General features: G+C 74.6%; 14 protein-coding genes. 12 read left to right on the top strand and 2 right to left on the bottom strand.

The features are described from left to right. Positions 1 to 30 precede the first annotated feature (30 nt). Positions 31 to 1,389 (top strand): Pup--protein ligase, encoded by a 1,359-nt coding sequence (gene pafA / locus CRP29_RS10395; protein ID WP_097194999.1) that lies wholly within the window; start codon positions 31 to 33, stop codon positions 1,387 to 1,389. 148 nt (positions 1,390 to 1,537) lie between these two features. Here the strand turns inward: pafA and CRP29_RS10390 are convergent, their stop codons facing one another. Continuing rightward, positions 1,538 to 2,638, bottom strand: coding sequence for a DUF3866 family protein (locus CRP29_RS10390; RefSeq protein ID WP_097194998.1), 1,101 nt, complete (start codon positions 2,636 to 2,638; stop codon positions 1,538 to 1,540). A gap of 65 nt (positions 2,639 to 2,703) precedes the next feature. Here CRP29_RS10390 and CRP29_RS10385 point away from each other — a divergent pair, with 65 nt between their 5' ends. The 8 genes from CRP29_RS10385 to CRP29_RS10350 all read left to right on the top strand — a co-directional run bounded on the left by CRP29_RS10385 (position 2,704) and on the right by CRP29_RS10350 (position 10,322). Beyond that, entirely contained in the window at positions 2,704 to 3,684 is a 981-nt protein-coding gene (locus tag CRP29_RS10385; protein WP_097194997.1) for a helix-turn-helix transcriptional regulator, read from the top strand. Next, on the top strand, positions 3,681 to 4,667 hold the full coding sequence (locus tag CRP29_RS10380) for a helix-turn-helix transcriptional regulator (RefSeq protein ID WP_097194996.1): 987 nt from the start codon (positions 3,681 to 3,683) through the stop codon (positions 4,665 to 4,667). The genes CRP29_RS10385 and CRP29_RS10380 overlap by 4 nt, the downstream gene beginning before the upstream one ends. A 9-nt stretch (positions 4,668 to 4,676) precedes the next feature. Then, a complete protein-coding gene (locus CRP29_RS10375; RefSeq protein ID WP_097194995.1) occupies positions 4,677 to 4,883 on the top strand; it encodes a hypothetical protein in 207 nt (68 codons plus the stop codon). Between the two features lie 62 nt (positions 4,884 to 4,945). Beyond that, entirely contained in the window at positions 4,946 to 5,278 is a 333-nt protein-coding gene (tatA, locus tag CRP29_RS10370; RefSeq protein WP_097194994.1) for a Sec-independent protein translocase subunit TatA, read from the top strand. Positions 5,279 to 5,301: 23 nt separating this feature from the next. Beyond that, complete coding sequence (gene tatC / locus CRP29_RS10365) at positions 5,302 to 6,195, top strand: twin-arginine translocase subunit TatC (protein ID WP_245852725.1); 894 nt, start codon at positions 5,302 to 5,304, stop codon at positions 6,193 to 6,195. Between the two features lie 24 nt (positions 6,196 to 6,219). Continuing rightward, positions 6,220 to 7,116: a diacylglycerol kinase family protein gene (locus CRP29_RS10360; protein WP_245852724.1), complete on the top strand. Its 897-nt coding sequence runs from the start codon at positions 6,220 to 6,222 to the stop codon at positions 7,114 to 7,116. A 9-nt stretch (positions 7,117 to 7,125) separates the two neighbouring features. Continuing rightward, positions 7,126 to 9,963, top strand: a complete 2,838-nt coding sequence (locus CRP29_RS10355; protein WP_097194992.1) for a DEAD/DEAH box helicase — start codon at positions 7,126 to 7,128, stop codon at positions 9,961 to 9,963. Between the two features lie 2 nt (positions 9,964 to 9,965). Further along, entirely contained in the window at positions 9,966 to 10,322 is a 357-nt protein-coding gene (locus CRP29_RS10350; protein WP_176522913.1) for a DUF4333 domain-containing protein, read from the top strand. Between the two features lie 5 nt (positions 10,323 to 10,327). Here CRP29_RS10350 and CRP29_RS10345 read toward each other — a convergent pair whose 3' ends face one another. Beyond that, positions 10,328 to 11,245: a 5'-3' exonuclease gene (locus tag CRP29_RS10345; RefSeq protein ID WP_097195497.1), complete on the bottom strand. Its 918-nt coding sequence runs from the start codon at positions 11,243 to 11,245 to the stop codon at positions 10,328 to 10,330. A 76-nt stretch (positions 11,246 to 11,321) separates the two neighbouring features. Here CRP29_RS10345 and CRP29_RS10340 point away from each other — a divergent pair, with 76 nt between their 5' ends. The 3 genes from CRP29_RS10340 to CRP29_RS10330 are packed head-to-tail and all read left to right on the top strand — an operon-like array spanning position 11,322 to position 14,012. Further along, complete coding sequence (locus CRP29_RS10340; RefSeq protein ID WP_245852723.1) at positions 11,322 to 12,476, top strand: M24 family metallopeptidase; 1,155 nt, start codon at positions 11,322 to 11,324, stop codon at positions 12,474 to 12,476. Next, complete coding sequence (locus CRP29_RS10335; protein WP_097194989.1) at positions 12,451 to 12,936, top strand: Lrp/AsnC family transcriptional regulator; 486 nt, start codon at positions 12,451 to 12,453, stop codon at positions 12,934 to 12,936. Before CRP29_RS10340 ends, CRP29_RS10335 begins: the two co-directional genes overlap by 26 nt. Positions 12,937 to 12,986: 50 nt before the next feature. Continuing rightward, entirely contained in the window at positions 12,987 to 14,012 is a 1,026-nt protein-coding gene (locus CRP29_RS10330) for an FAD-dependent monooxygenase (RefSeq protein WP_097194988.1), read from the top strand. The last annotated feature ends 15 nt before the right edge of the window (positions 14,013 to 14,027 follow it).

Below are 14,027 nucleotides of genomic sequence, written 5' to 3'. Positions count from 1 at the left end.
CCTGTCGCCTCCGGCGCCTAGGCTCGGATCGTGGACCGACGGATCTTCGGGATCGAGACCGAGTACGGCGTCACGTGCACCTTCAAGGGGCAGCGGCGGCTGTCCCCGGACGAGGTCGCCCGCTACCTGTTCCGGCGGGTGGTGTCCTGGGGTCGCAGCTCCAACGTCTTCCTCCGCAACGGCTCCCGGCTCTACCTGGACGTCGGCAGCCACCCCGAGTACGCGACGGCGGAGTGCGACGACCTCACCGAGCTCGTCGTCCACGACAAGGCCGGCGAGCGGATCCTCGAGGGACTGCTGGTCGACGCCGAGCAGCGCCTGGCCGAGGAGGGCGTGATCGGTGACATCTACCTGTTCAAGAACAACACCGACTCCGCGGGCAACAGCTACGGCTGCCACGAGAACTACCTGGTCGGCCGGCACGGCGAGTTCAGCCGGCTGGCCGACGTCCTCATCCCGTTCCTGGTGAGCCGCCAGATCGTGGTGGGTGCCGGCAAGGTGCTGCAGACCCCGCGGGGTGCGGTCTACTGCGTCAGCCAGCGGGCCGAGCACATCTGGGAGGGCGTCTCCAGCGCCACCACCCGCTCCCGGCCGATCATCAACACCCGCGACGAGCCGCACGCCGACGCCGAGAAGTACCGCCGGCTGCACGTCATCGTCGGGGACTCGAACATGAGCGAGACGACGACGCTGCTCAAGGTGGCGATGACCGATCTCGTGCTGCGCATGATCGAGGCCGGCGTCCCGATCCGGGACATGACGCTGGAGAACCCGATCCGCGCCATCCGCGAGATCAGCCACGACATGACCGGCCGGCGCAGGGTGCGGCTGTCCAGCGGCAAGGAGATGTCGGCGCTGGAGATCCAGCGCGAGTACCACGACCGCGCGCTGGAGTTCGCCGACCGTGAGGGCGTCACCCCGGTGCAGCGGCAGATGCTCGAGCTGTGGGGAAGGGTGCTCAAGGCCGTCGACACCGAGGACATCAGCCTCATCGACCGGGAGATCGACTGGGCCATCAAGTACAGCCTGATCGAGCGCTACCGGGCCAAGCGCGACCTGCCGCTGTCCTCGCCGCGGGTCGCACAGATGGACCTCGCCTACCACGACATCAGCCGCACCCGCGGCCTGTACTACCTGCTGGAGCGGGCCGGCCAGGTCGAGCGGGTCACCCACGAGCCCCGGGTCTTCGAGGCCAAGAACGTGCCCCCGCAGACCACCCGCGCCCGGCTGCGCGGCGAGTTCATCCGCAAGGCCCAGGAGAAGCGCCGCGACTTCACCGTCGACTGGGTGCACCTGAAGCTCAACGACCAGGCCCAGCGCACCGTGTTGTGCAAGGACCCGTTCAAGTCCGTCGACGACCGCGTCGAGAAGCTCATCGCGAGCATGTAGGGCAGGCCGAACGGGCCCGAAGGGTCCGTGGAGGCGTGGCCTGAAGCCGCCCCGCGAGGGACGCGCCACGACGTGGGGGCCGGAGGCTCCCCGGCGCGGTGCGTCAGACGCGCTCGACGCAACCGGGGAACGGCTCCTGGCCGCGGTGTCAGCCGGAGGCTGACAGATCACACAGGGCGGCGTAGCGGCCGGCGGCCGCGGCGGCGAGGAAGTAGGCGCGCTCCTCGGGCATGCCGCGCCCCATCGTCCGCAGCGGGATGGGGGAGAGGCCGAGGGCGTCCTCGAGGCCGTCGGTGTCCACCCACACGACGGGGTTCCGGGCGGGCTGCCCAGCGAGGTCCTCGTCGACCTGCGACCCGAGCTCGGAGCCCAGGCCGCGCGGGGCCACCAGCGTCACGCCGCCCAGCGCCACCCGCCCGAACGCGGTGAGCGAGTGGTGCGACACCCCGCGGTGGCGCGGCCGCGGGTCGGCGTCGGAGATGCGCAGCGCGCCGATGGCCTGGCCGCCGAGCACGGCGACGGCGTTGCACGCCTCGCCGGCGGCGACGCCGGAGAAGCCCCACGGCGTCCCGGTGCCGAGGTTGCCCGGGCCCTGGGTGACGACGGCGAGGTCCGCGCCCAGCACGTGCCGCGCGGCCAGCAGGCCGGTGTGCACGGTGACCGCCTCGACGTCGCCGCCGAAGGCCTGACCCACCGTGACGATGCCGGCCAGCGACTTCCGCAGCGCGTCGATGGTCCGCGAGAACCCGGCCGCGAGCGCTCCGCCGTCGGTCATCACGTAGGCGACCTTGAGGTCGGGGTCGGTGGCCAGCATCCCGATGAGCACCGCCGGCAGCGCCGAGTGCAGATCGGCCACGACCACCGGCATGCCGTCCAGGGAGTCGGCCTCGGCGAGCGTCGCGTGGTGCTCGGTCTCCTGCTCGTCGACGCCCTGCACGGTCACCTGCATCGGCGTGTAGCGGGCCTTCACCAGGTGGCCCGGGCCGGAGGGGTCGGCCGGCAGCCGGTCGGGGACGGCGACCACCAGCGCGTAGCCGCCCGTGCCGAGGTTCTGCGCCCAGGCGGTCGTGTTCAGCAGCACGTCGTCGCCGACCTGCGGGACGCCGACGAGCGACGGGTAGGCGAGCGCGCGCAGCTCGCCGTCCTCGGGCACGGAGACGGTGAGCTCCAGCGAGTCGTGCCCGCTCCGCCCGAGCGCGGTCACCGCCCCGCGCCGCCAACGGATGCGGGACGGGACCGGAGAGCTCATGCCCCGCAGGCTAGCCAGCGTCCCGGGAGACGGCCGGTCGGCCGCTGCCCACTAGCCTGGGGCGCATGGCGGCCAAGCGGGCGGAACGACTGGTCAACCTGGTCATCGCGCTGCTCAGCACCCGCCAGTACGTGACGGCGGCCCGCATCCGCGCGACCGTGCCCGGCTACGAGGCCGACGACGGCACCGACCGCGCCGACGAGGCCTTCAAGCGGATGTTCGAGCGCGACAAGGCCGAGCTCCGCGAGATGGGCGTGCCGCTGGAGACCGGCCGCACCAGCGTCTTCGACACCGAGGACGGCTACCGCATCGCCCGCGCGGACTACGAGCTGCCCGAGATCCAGCTGACCGGCGAGGAGGCGGCGGCCGTCGGCCTGGCACTGCGGCTGTGGGAGTCCGCCCAGCTCGCCGGTGCCGCGCAGAGCGCCCTCGTGAAGCTCCGGGCCGCCGGCGTCGACGTCGAGACCGGGGGAGGCATCCCGCTGCAGCCGCGGCTGGACGCGGGGGAGCCCGCGTTCGAGCCGGTCTACGCCGCCGCCCGGGACCGCCGTGCCCTGCAGTTCGACTACCGGCGCCCGGACGAGGACGCCCCCGCCCGCCGGCACGTGCAGCCGTGGGGCGTCATCGCCTGGCACGGCCGCTGGTACCTCGGCGGACTGGACCTCGACCGGCAGCAGCCGCGGATGTTCCGGCTCTCCCGCGTCGTCGGCACGCCGCAGGCCACCGGGCCCGCCGGCGCGTTCGAGCCCCCGGCCGACCTGGACCTCGGCGCGATGGTCGCCAACCAGGTGGGCGGCCAGGAGCACGTCGTCGTCGTGCGTGCCCGGCCCGGCACGGCCGTCGGTCTGCGCCGCTGGGCCACCCCGCTCGGGACGACGCAGGACGGCACGGAGGACCGGCTGGAACTGCGCACGACCGAGCCGTGGGGGCTGGCCGGTCAGCTCGCCGCCCTGGGCGCCGACGTCGTCGTCGAATCGCCCGCCGAGGTCCGCGACGCCGTGATCGCCCGACTCACCCGGCTGGCCGCGATGGGGGCGTCCGCATGAGCACCAGCAGCACGCCCGACCGGATGACCCGGTTGCTGGCCCTGATCCCGTACCTGACCGCGCGGCCCGACGGCGTCCGCGTCCAGGAGGCGGCCCGGGACTTCGGCGTCACCGAGCGGCAGTTGCGCAGCGACCTCGAACTGCTCTGGATGTGCGGCCTGCCCGGGCACGGCCCCGGCGACCTCATCGACCTCTCCTTCGAGGGCGACCGGGTGCACGTCACCTTCCCCGCCGGCATGGTGCGGCCGCTGCGGCTGACCACCGACGAGGCCGTTGCACTGGTCGTGGCCCTGAAGACCCTGCTGGAGCTGCCGGGGCTCGCCGAGCGCGAGGCGGTGAGCCGCGCGCTCGCCAAGGTGTCGGCCGCCGCCGGCCATGCGGCCGAGGTCGCCCCGATCACCGTGAGCGTGGACGCGCGCGAGGAGACCCTCGCCGTCGTCCGGGAGGCGCTCCAGCGCAAGCGCGCCCTCCACCTGCACTACTACGTGCCCACGCGCGACGAGCGGACCGAGCGCACGGTCGACCCGATGCGCCTGCTGCTGGTCGACGGGCGCTGGTACCTGGAGGCCTGGTGCCGCCGGGTCGAGGGCGTGCGGCTGTTCCGCCTCGACCGGGTCGACGACGTCGCCGTCCTCGACGAACCGGCCGCCCCGCCACCCGAGGCGCACGAGCGAGACGTCGAGGGCGGGGTCTACCACCCCGAGCCGGGGTCGCCGGCCGTGCGGCTGCGGTTGTCCCGCGGCAGCCGGTGGGTGGCCGAGTACTACCCGGTCGACTCCGTCGCGCCCGTCGACGACCCGCCGGGCGGGCTCGCGGTCACGGTGCGCACCGCCGACCTGGCGTGGGCCCGGCGGCTGGTCGCCTCCCTGGGCGGGGACGCGCTGGTCGACGAGCCGACCGGGCTGGCCGACGACGTCGCCGCCGACGCCCGGGCGGCGCTGGCCCGCTACGGGATCGACGCCCCGGGCAGCGCCACCCGCTAGGGTCGCCCCGTGCTGCTGTGGGTCGTGTGGGGCGTCGTCGTGGTGCTGTCCGTCGTCGTCCTCGGCGCCCTCGCCTACGGCGTCCTGGGCGCCCGCGCCCGGCTGGCGCGGGAGGTCACCGCCTTCGAGCGCGAGGTGCAGCCGCTGCTGGACCAGATCACGGCGACCGCCGATCGCGCCGCCCGGACGGACGACGAGTCGGCCGACCGTCGCTGACGGTGCGGGGGAGCGGCCGCGTCCGGCGTAGCATCGGTCGCGACTCAACTTCTGGAGGACCAGTGAATCTCGGCCCGCTGGAGATCGGCCTGATCATCCTGGCCATCCTGCTGCTGTTCGGCTACAAGAAGCTCCCGGACGCCTCGCGCTCCCTGGGCCGCTCGCTCCGGATCTTCAAGGGCGAGATGAAGGGCATGAAGGACGACGACTCCGTGGGCGGGGGAGTCCGCGGCAAGGAGCCGGCGAAGACGACCGTGCGCGGCGAGATCGTGACGCCGGCCCCGTCGACCGCCGAGGCCGACGTGCTCGCGGCGGAGGCGCACGCCGCCGAGCTGCGCGCCGCTGAGCTGCGGGCCCGCGCCGAGCAGGCGCGCACGTCCGACCGCCCCTCCTGACCCCAGCCCCGGACCGGACGACGGTGAGCGAGGCGCCGCGGCGCAGGCGCCGGAAGCGCGACCCGCAGGCGACCATGCCGCTGGTCGGTCATCTGACCGAGCTGCGCAACCGGATCGCCAAGGCGCTGCTGGCGCTCGCCCTGGGCACGGCCGTCGGGTTCCTCTGGTACGACCACGGCCTGCTGACCTTCCTCACCGAGCCCTACTGCGAGCTCCCCTCGAGCTTCCGGTTCCAGGGCGACGAGGAGTGCCGGCTGGTGGTGCTCGACGTCTTCGGCGGCGTGCTGCTGCGCCTCAAGATCGGCCTGATCGCCGGCGCCGTCCTGTCGGCGCCGTTCTGGCTGTACCAGCTGTGGGCGTTCATCACCCCCGGCCTGCGGCGCCACGAACGGCGCTACACCGTCGCCTTCGTCGCCTCGGCCACGGCGCTGTTCGCCGCCGGCGCCTTCCTGGCCTGGCTGACCCTGCGCAAGGGGCTGGAGCTGCTGCTCTCCCTCGCCGGGGACGAGGTCGCCTTCCAGCTGACGGCACCGGACTACCTCGGCTTCGTGATCAGCCTGCTGGTGGCCTTCGGGCTCTCCCTGGAGCTCCCGCTGATCGCCGTCGCGCTCAACCTGGTGGGCATCCTGAGCTACGCGGTGCTGGCGAAGAGCCGGCGCTGGATCTTCTTCCTGACCATCGTGTTCGCCGCGTTCGTCACGCCCACGCAGGACCCGTTCACGATGCTGGCGATGGCCGGGCCGATGATCCTGCTGTTCGAGGTGGCCATCCAGATCGCGCGCTTCGTCGACCGGCGTCGGGCCCGCCGCGAGGCGGCAGAGAGCTTCCACGACCTCGGTGACGACGTGGCCTCCCCGCTGGACGCGAGCCCCTCCTCGCTGGACGAGCCGCACGACTCCGCGTCCACCCGCGGCTGACCGGGCCGCACCGTGGACGTCGCCGTGCTGGTCAGTGCTGCCGCGGGCCGTGGCCGTGCCCGGGCCGCCGGTGAGGCCGTCCTGCACGAGCTCCGGAACGCCGGCCTACGCCCCCGGATCCTGCCGGCCACCACCGGTGCCCAGGCCGAGGCGCAGGGGCGGGCGGCCGTGGCCGCGGGGGTCGCCGCGGTCGTGGCCGTCGGCGGTGACGGGACGGCGCACGCCGCGCTGCAGGCGGTCGCCGGAACCGGAACGCCCCTGGGCGTGGTCCCGGCCGGCACCGGCAACGACCTGGCCCTGGCCCTCGGGATGCCGGCCGACCCCGCGGCCGCCGCCCGGGCGATCGCCGCGGACCTGGCGGCGGGGGCGCGGCGGGCCCTCGACGCCGGCCGGGTGGGCGACCGCTGGTGGGCCACCGTGCTGTGCTGCGGCTTCGACTCGGCCGTCACCGACCGCGCCAACCGGCTGCGCTGGCCGCGTGGTCGCCGCCGGTACGACCTCGCCGTGCTGATCGAGCTGGCCCGGCTGCACCCCTACGAGATCACGCTGCGGCTCGACGACGACGAGGCGCGGACGCTGCCGGCGACGATGATCGCCGTCGGCAACACCGCCTGGTACGGCGGCGGGCTGAACATCTGCCCGGGTGCGGACCCCGCCGACGGCCGGTTCGACGTCACCGTCGTCGGGCCCACCACGCGCCGCGAGCTGATCCGCACCCGTCCCCGGCTGGCCGACGGCTCGCACGTGGACCACCCGTCGGTCTCGGTGTTCCGCGCCGCCCGCGTGGAGCTGTCCTGCCCGGGCGTCACGACCTACGCCGACGGCGAGCCGGTGGCGCCGCTGCCCGTCGTCGTCGAGTGCGTGCCCGGTGCGCTGAGCGTCATCGGTGCGTGGCGAGCCGAAGGCCGACCGCGCGCATAACGTGGGGGCATGTCCAGCCCCGCTGAGCGGTACGCCGCGGCCCGGCGCCGGACGGCCCATCCGGCGCTGGCGGAGTTCACCGCCGAACTCGGTTTCTCCCTCGACCCGTTCCAGGTCGAGGCGTGCGAGGCCCTGGACCGGGGCTCGGGCGTGCTCGTGTGCGCCCCGACGGGGGCCGGCAAGACCGTCGTCGGCGAGTTCGCGGTGCACAAGGCGCTCTCCGAGGGGCGCAAGGCGTTCTACACGACGCCGATCAAGGCGCTGTCCAACCAGAAGTACAACGACCTGGTCGAGCGCTACGGGGCCGACCGCGTCGGCTTGCTGACCGGCGACAACGCCGTGAACGGCGACGCGCCGGTGGTCGTGATGACCACCGAGGTGCTGCGCAACATGCTCTACGCCGAGTCGCCGGCGCTGCTCGGCCTGGGCTACGTCGTGATGGACGAGGTGCACTACCTCGCCGACCGGTTCCGCGGCGCGGTGTGGGAGGAGGTGATCATCCACCTCCCGCCGTCGGTCACGCTGGTCTCGCTGTCGGCGACGGTCAGCAATGCCGAGGAGTTCGCCGACTGGCTGGTCACCGTGCGCGGCGACACCGAGGTGGTGGTCAGCGAGGTCCGGCCCATCCCGCTCTGGCAGCACATGCTCGTCGGCAACCGCGTGTTCGACCTCTTCTCGCTGCGCCCGGCCGCCCACGCCGCAGAGCACGGGGACAGCCCGCGCCCGCTGTCCACGCGCGAGCGCGGCGCGTCGGTCGTCGACCCCGAGCTGGTGCGCTACGTCCGCGAGCACGAACGGCGGATCGAGGGGTGGGGCGGGCCGAGCCGCCGGGAGTCCTCGCACAAGCCGCGGTACCGCCCGCCGGCGCGCTCCGACGTCATCGAGCGGCTGGACAAGGCCGGCCTGCTGCCGGCGATCACCTTCGTGTTCAGCCGCAACGGCTGCGACGCCGCCGTGCACCAGTGCCTGATGAGCGGCCTGCGGCTCACCGACGAGGCCGAGCGGGCCGAGATCGCCGCGATCATCGACGAGCGCACCGGCTCGCTGCCGGAGGAGGACCTGCACGTCCTCGGCTTCTGGGAGTGGCGCGAGGGGCTGCTGGCCGGGCTCGCCGCCCACCACGCCGGCCTGGTCCCCGCGTTCAAGGAGACCGTCGAGGAGTGCTTCGTCCGCGGGCTGGTCAAGGCGGTGTTCGCCACCGAGACCCTCGCCCTGGGCATCAACATGCCGGCGCGCACCGTCGTCCTCGAGCGGCTGGTGAAGTGGAACGGCGAGGCGCACGTCGACGTGACGGCGGGGGAGTACACCCAGCTGACCGGGCGGGCCGGGCGGCGGGGGATCGACGTGGAAGGCCACGCCGTCGTCATCTGGGCGCCGGGCATGGACCCCTCGGTCGTGGCCGGGCTGGCCAGCACGCGCACCTATCCGCTGCGGTCCAGCTTCCGGCCGAGCTACAACATGGCGGTCAACCTGGTCGGCTCGTTCGGCCGGGCGCGGGCCCGCGAGCTGCTCGCCTCCTCCTTCGCCCAGTTCCAGGCCGACCGCTCGGTCGTCGGGCTGGCCCGGTCCGCCGCGCGGCACGAGCGGGAGGCCGCGACGTTCGCCGCCGACATGCGCTCGGACCGGGGCGACGTGGGGGAGTACGCGCGGCTGCGCCGGGAGATCTCCGACCGCGAGAAGGAGCTCTCCCGCGACTCGCAGGCCAAGCGCCGCCTCGAGTCCGCCGACGCGCTCGCCGCGCTGCGCCCCGGGGACGTCATCCGAGTGCCCTCGGGCCGCCGCCAGGGGCTGGCCGTCGTCCTCGACCCCGGCGTCTCCGACCTCGCCGACCCGCGGCCACTGGTTCTCACGGAGGACAAGTGGGCCGGCCGGCTGGCCTCCATCGACTTCCCGACGCCGGTGACGGCGCTGGCCCGCGTGCGGGTGCCCAAGAACTTCAACCATCGCAGCCCGCACGCCCGCCGCGACCTCGCCTCGACGCTCCGCAACGCCCGCGTCGAGCACGACCTCGGCGCCCGGATGGTGCGCAAGGGGCGTTCGGCCGCCGCCGACGACCCGGTGCTCGCCGACCTGCGCGCCGCGGTGCGCCGCCATCCCGTGCACGCGCTGCCCGACCGCGAGGAGCGGGTGCGGGTCGCCGAGCGGTGGCTGCGCTCGGTCCGGGAGGCCGAGGCGCTGCACCGCACGATGGCCGAGCGCACCGGCTCCCTGACCCGCCAGTTCGACGCCATCTGCGACGTCCTGGAGGAGCTGGGCTACCTGGTGCCCGAGCCGGCGCCGCTGGTCCCCGCCGAGACCGCGGTGATCGGCGCGGTCGATGACGTCCCGCTGGTCACCGACGACGGGCGGCGGCTGGCGCGCATCTGGTCCGAGGCCGACCTGCTGGTGGCCGAGTGCCTGCGCGCGGGTGCGTGGCGCGGGCTGAACGCCACCGAGCTCGCTGCGGCCGTCTCGACGCTGGTCTTCGAGGCGCGGCGCGACCTCGTCTCGCTGCCCGCGATCCCCTCCGGGAAGGTGACCGCCGCGGTGGCCGGGATGCGGCAGGTCAAGGCCCGGCTCTCCGACGTCGAGGCGGCGCACGGCGTGCGGGTCACGCGGGACCTGGACCTCGGGTTCGCGTGGGCGGCCTACCGGTGGGCCGACGGGCAGAGCCTCGACCGCGTCCTCGCCGGCGCGGAGCAGGCCGGCACCGAGCTGTCCGGGGGTGACTTCGTCCGCTGGATGCGCCAGCTGATCGATCTGCTGGACCAGGTGGCCAAGGTGGCCGACGGTCCGGTGGCGTCGGTGGCGCGCGCCGCGGTCGGCAAGGTCCGGCGGGGCGTCGTCGCCGTCGCGGTGGGGGGCTGACGGTGACCGATCCGGACCTGGCCCACGAGGACGCGTCCGCGCCGAAGCGGCGGTCCCGGGCGCCGTTCTACGGCGGGGTGCTGCTCATCGGGCTGCTCGTCCTGGTCGCGCTCGCGCTCAGCCGCTGGCTCGGCCTGGGCCCGACCCTGCTCGATCCCGGCCGGGTGGAGCGGGACGTCGCGGAGCAGTTCGAGGAGCGCTACGGCGTCGGGATCGACATCGACTGCCCGTACGGCCTGGAGGTCGTCGAGGGCGAGAGCTACGAGTGCGACGCCGAGACCGACGACCGCGAGGACGTCGAGATCGTCATCACGATCACCGACGAGGACGACGCCGCCTACACCTGGGCCGTCGACTAGGCCGCTCAGCCCAGGGCGTCGGCCGGCCAGCCCAGCGCCGCGCCCAGCCGCCGCAGCGACGAGTCCAGCCCGTGTGCGGCGGCGAGCTCGGCCAGGGCCGACGCGTCCGCCGGCCCCCGCGGCAGGTCGCCGTGGACCGCGGGCAGGTCGATGTCCTTCGCGACGGCGACGACCACCGGCGCGCGGTCGAGGTAGTCGGTGGCCGCGTGCAGCTTCTTCAGCACCGCCGCGGTCAGCGGCGCCTTCGGGACGACGGTGCGCGCGGCCGCGGCCCGGATGCCGGCCAGGTCGCCGAACTCGTTGATCAGGGCGGCCGCGGTCTTGGCACCGACGCCGGCCACGCCCGGGAGCCCGTCGCTGGGGTCGCCACGGAGGACCGCGAAGTCGGCGTAGGCGCGGCCCGGGATGCCGTACTTCGCGGCGACGGCGGCCTCGTCGACGCTCTCGATGTCGGCGATGCCGCGGTTGGTGTACAGCACCCGGACCTGGCGTCCGTCGTCCACCAGCTGGAACAGGTCGCGGTCGCCGGTGACGATGTCGACCGGGCCGCGGGCGCGGGTGGCGAGCGTCCCGATGACGTCGTCGGCCTCGTAGCCGGGAGCGCCCACGCGGACCAGGCCGGCCGCGGCCAGCACGTCCGCCAGGATCGGCACCTGCGGGCCCAGCTCGTCGGGGGTCTCCTCGCCGCCCTCGGGGGACAACCGGTGCGCCTTGTAGGAGGGCAGCGCCTCCACCCGGAACGCCGGCCGCCAGTCGTCGTCCCAGCAGGCCACCCACCGGTCGGGACCGTGCGCGGTGAGCAGCCGCGCGGTCATGTCGAGGAAGCCGCGCACCGCGTTGATCGGGCGGCCGTCCGGCGTGGTCACGCTGGTGGGCACGCCGTAGAAGGCGCGGAAGTAGAGCGAGGCGGCGTCCAGCAGCATCGTCGTCACAGCCGCGCACGCTAGCCGTCGGGCGGGACGTGCGGAGCGCGCCCGGGGCCGTGGTTAGTCTGCGCGCGTGGCATCCGCTTCCGTTCCGCGGCCTACCGGGCCGCTCGTGACCGTGGACCGGGTGCACGCCGCCCGCGCCCTGGCCGCCGAGTCCGGCACCGACCTGCTCGTCCTCACGCCGGGCTCGGACCTGCGCTACCTCACCGGGTACGACGCGCACGCCATGGAACGGTTGACCGCCCTGGCCGTTCCGCGGCAGGGAGAGCCCTTCCTCGTCGTCCCGCGGCTGGAGGCACCGATGGTCGAGGTGAGCCCGGCGGGCGCGCTCGGCCTCGACGTCCTCGCCTGGGACGAGACCGACGACCCCTTCGCCCTCCTGGCCGGCGCTGCCGCGGCCCGGCTGGGCTCCGCGCCGGCCCGCGTCGCCGTCGGCGCCCGCACCTGGGCCGAGCACGCCCTCGGGGTGCAGCGCGCACTGCCCGGCTCGGCCCTGGAGCTGGCCGGTCCGGTGCTGGACCGGCTGCGGATGGTGAAGTCGCCGGCCGAGGTCGAGGAGCTGGCCCTGGCCGGGGCCGCCATCGACCGCGTGCACGCCCGGATGGCCGAGCTCCTGAGGGTCGGCCGGACCGAGGCAGCCGTGGGCGCGGACATCGCCGCGGCGATCCTCGAGGAGGGGCACGTCGGCGTCGACTTCACGATCGTCGGTTCGGGCCCCAACGGCGCCAGCCCGCACCACGAGCTGTCGGACCGGACGATCGTCGCCGGCGACGTCGTCGTCATCGACATCGGCGGGAAGACGGCGACCGGCTACCGGTCGGACTGCACCCGCACGTACGTCGTCGGCGGCAGCGCCGCCCCCGACGTCGCCGAGTGGTACGGCGTGCTGCAGGCCGCCCAGCAGGCCGCCGTCGCCGTGGTCCGCCCCGGGGTGACCGCCGAGCAGGTGGACGCCGCCGCGCGACAGGTGATCGCCGGCGCCGGCTGGGGCGAGCACTTCATCCACCGGACCGGGCACGGCATCGGGCTGGACTCCCACGAGGCGCCCTACCTCGTCGAGGGCAACGACCTGCCGCTCGAGCCCGGCATGGCGTTCTCGATCGAACCGGGCATCTACCTCGCCGGGCGCTGCGGTGCCCGCATCGAGGACATCGTGGTGTGCACCGACGACGGTGTCCGCTCCCTGAACGTGGGTCCGCGTGAGCTCGTCGAACTCCCCGGCTGAGGTCGACGGCGTCGCCGGGCCACCCGCCGTCGACGTCGACCGGACGCTGCTCTCGGCCCTGGCGCGGGACGGGCGGGCGAGCTACACCGAGCTGGCCGAGAAGGTGGGACTGTCGGTGTCGGCGGTGCACCAGCGGGTGCGGCGGCTGGAGCAGCGGGGGCTGATCACCGGGTACCGGGCCACGCTCGACCCGACGCTGCTCGGCCTGCCGCTGACCGCCTTCGTCTCCATCACGCCGATCGGCGCGCAGAACGAGGACGCTCCGGCGCTGCTGGCGCACCTGCGGGCGATCGAGGAGTGCCACGCGGTGGCCGGCCAGGAGAGCTACATCCTCAAGGTGCGGGTCGCCTCGCCCGACGCCCTCGAGCTGCTGCTGCGCGAGATCCGGGCGGCGGCCAGCGTCTCGACCAGGACGACGGTCGTGCTCTCCACGCTCTACGAGGACCGCCCTCCGCTCTGACCCGCCCGCCCCGGTCGGGAGGTGCGTGCGCGGGCGGATAGCGTGCCCGCGTGGCCGAGATCCTCGTCGTGGGTGCCGGGATCGGCGGGTCGTTCTCCGCCCGCCTGCTGGCAGGGGCGGGGCACGCCGTGACCCTGGTCGAGCGGAGTCCGCGGGCTCCGCGACCGGGCGCCGGCCTGGTCCTGTCGAACAGCGCCGTGCGGACCCTCGCCGCGGGTGGCGTGGACGTCGACCCGATCGCGCACCGGCTGAGGAAGCTCCACGTCACCGGGCCCGACGGACGGCCTCGTGGCGGTGCAGGGAACCGGTTCGCGCTGGCGCGACCGGAGCTCGTCGCCGCGCTCGGCGAGGGGCTGCACCGGCTGGTCGACGTCCGCTTCGACACCGTGCTGCACGAGGTCCGGCCGGATGCCGGGCGCGTCCACTGCCGGATCGGCACCCAGGAGCAGCCGTTCGACTTCGTCGTCGCCGCCGACGGCATCCGGTCGACGGTGCGCCGGGCGCTGGCCCCGCACGTGGCGCTGCGCTCCGCCGCCCAGGTGTGCTGGCGGGGGATCGTCGAGGAGCGCTTCGGGGACGCCGCCACCGAGCTCTGGACCGGCCGGGAACGGATCGGCGTCGTCCCGCTGAGCGGCGAACGCAGCTACGTCTACGTCGTGCGCGGCGCCGGGACGACCGGGAACGTCCTCACCCCCGCGGACGGCGTCCCGGGCAGGGAGGCCGCGGCGGTGGAGGCGTTGCGCGCACTCCCGGTGGACGAGCTGCTGCGGCACGAGCTGGAGGAGGTGGACCGCCCGGTGTGGGGCACGTCGGGAGTGGCGCTGCTCGGGGACGCCGCGCACGCGATGACCCCCAACATGGGGCTGGGCGCCGCCCTGGCCATCGAGGACGCCGCCGTCCTGACCTCCGCGCTGCGCCAGGGGCTCCCCGGAGCCGTCGGCCGCTACCGGCGCGCCCGCGCGGTCCGGGTGCGGGCCGTGCAGCTCGCCTCGCGGGCGATCGGTGTCCTCGCCCACGGCCGGCACCCGGCGGCGACCCGGCTGAGAGCGGCGATGGGCCTCGAGCACCGCCCCTGATCCGCACTGGACAAG

This window comes from Blastococcus aggregatus, from assembly GCF_900221005.1.
GTDB classification, from domain to species: domain Bacteria; phylum Actinomycetota; class Actinomycetes; order Mycobacteriales; family Geodermatophilaceae; genus Blastococcus; species Blastococcus aggregatus.
The sequence above is the reverse complement of the archived record's forward strand: the minus strand, read 5'-3'. Positions and strand labels throughout refer to the sequence as shown.

Coding starts and splice junctions, on each gene's coding strand:
- CRP29_RS10390 (WP_097194998.1), bottom strand. CDS start 2,638: ATGAGCTCTCCGGTCCCGTCCCGCATCCGTTGGCGGCGCGGGGCGGTG.
- CRP29_RS10385 (WP_097194997.1), top strand. CDS start 2,704: ATGGCGGCCAAGCGGGCGGAACGACTGGTCAACCTGGTCATCGCGCTG.
- CRP29_RS10380 (WP_097194996.1), top strand. CDS start 3,681: ATGAGCACCAGCAGCACGCCCGACCGGATGACCCGGTTGCTGGCCCTG.
- CRP29_RS10355 (WP_097194992.1), top strand. CDS start 7,126: ATGTCCAGCCCCGCTGAGCGGTACGCCGCGGCCCGGCGCCGGACGGCC.
- CRP29_RS10345 (WP_097195497.1), bottom strand. CDS start 11,245: ATGCTGCTGGACGCCGCCTCGCTCTACTTCCGCGCCTTCTACGGCGTG.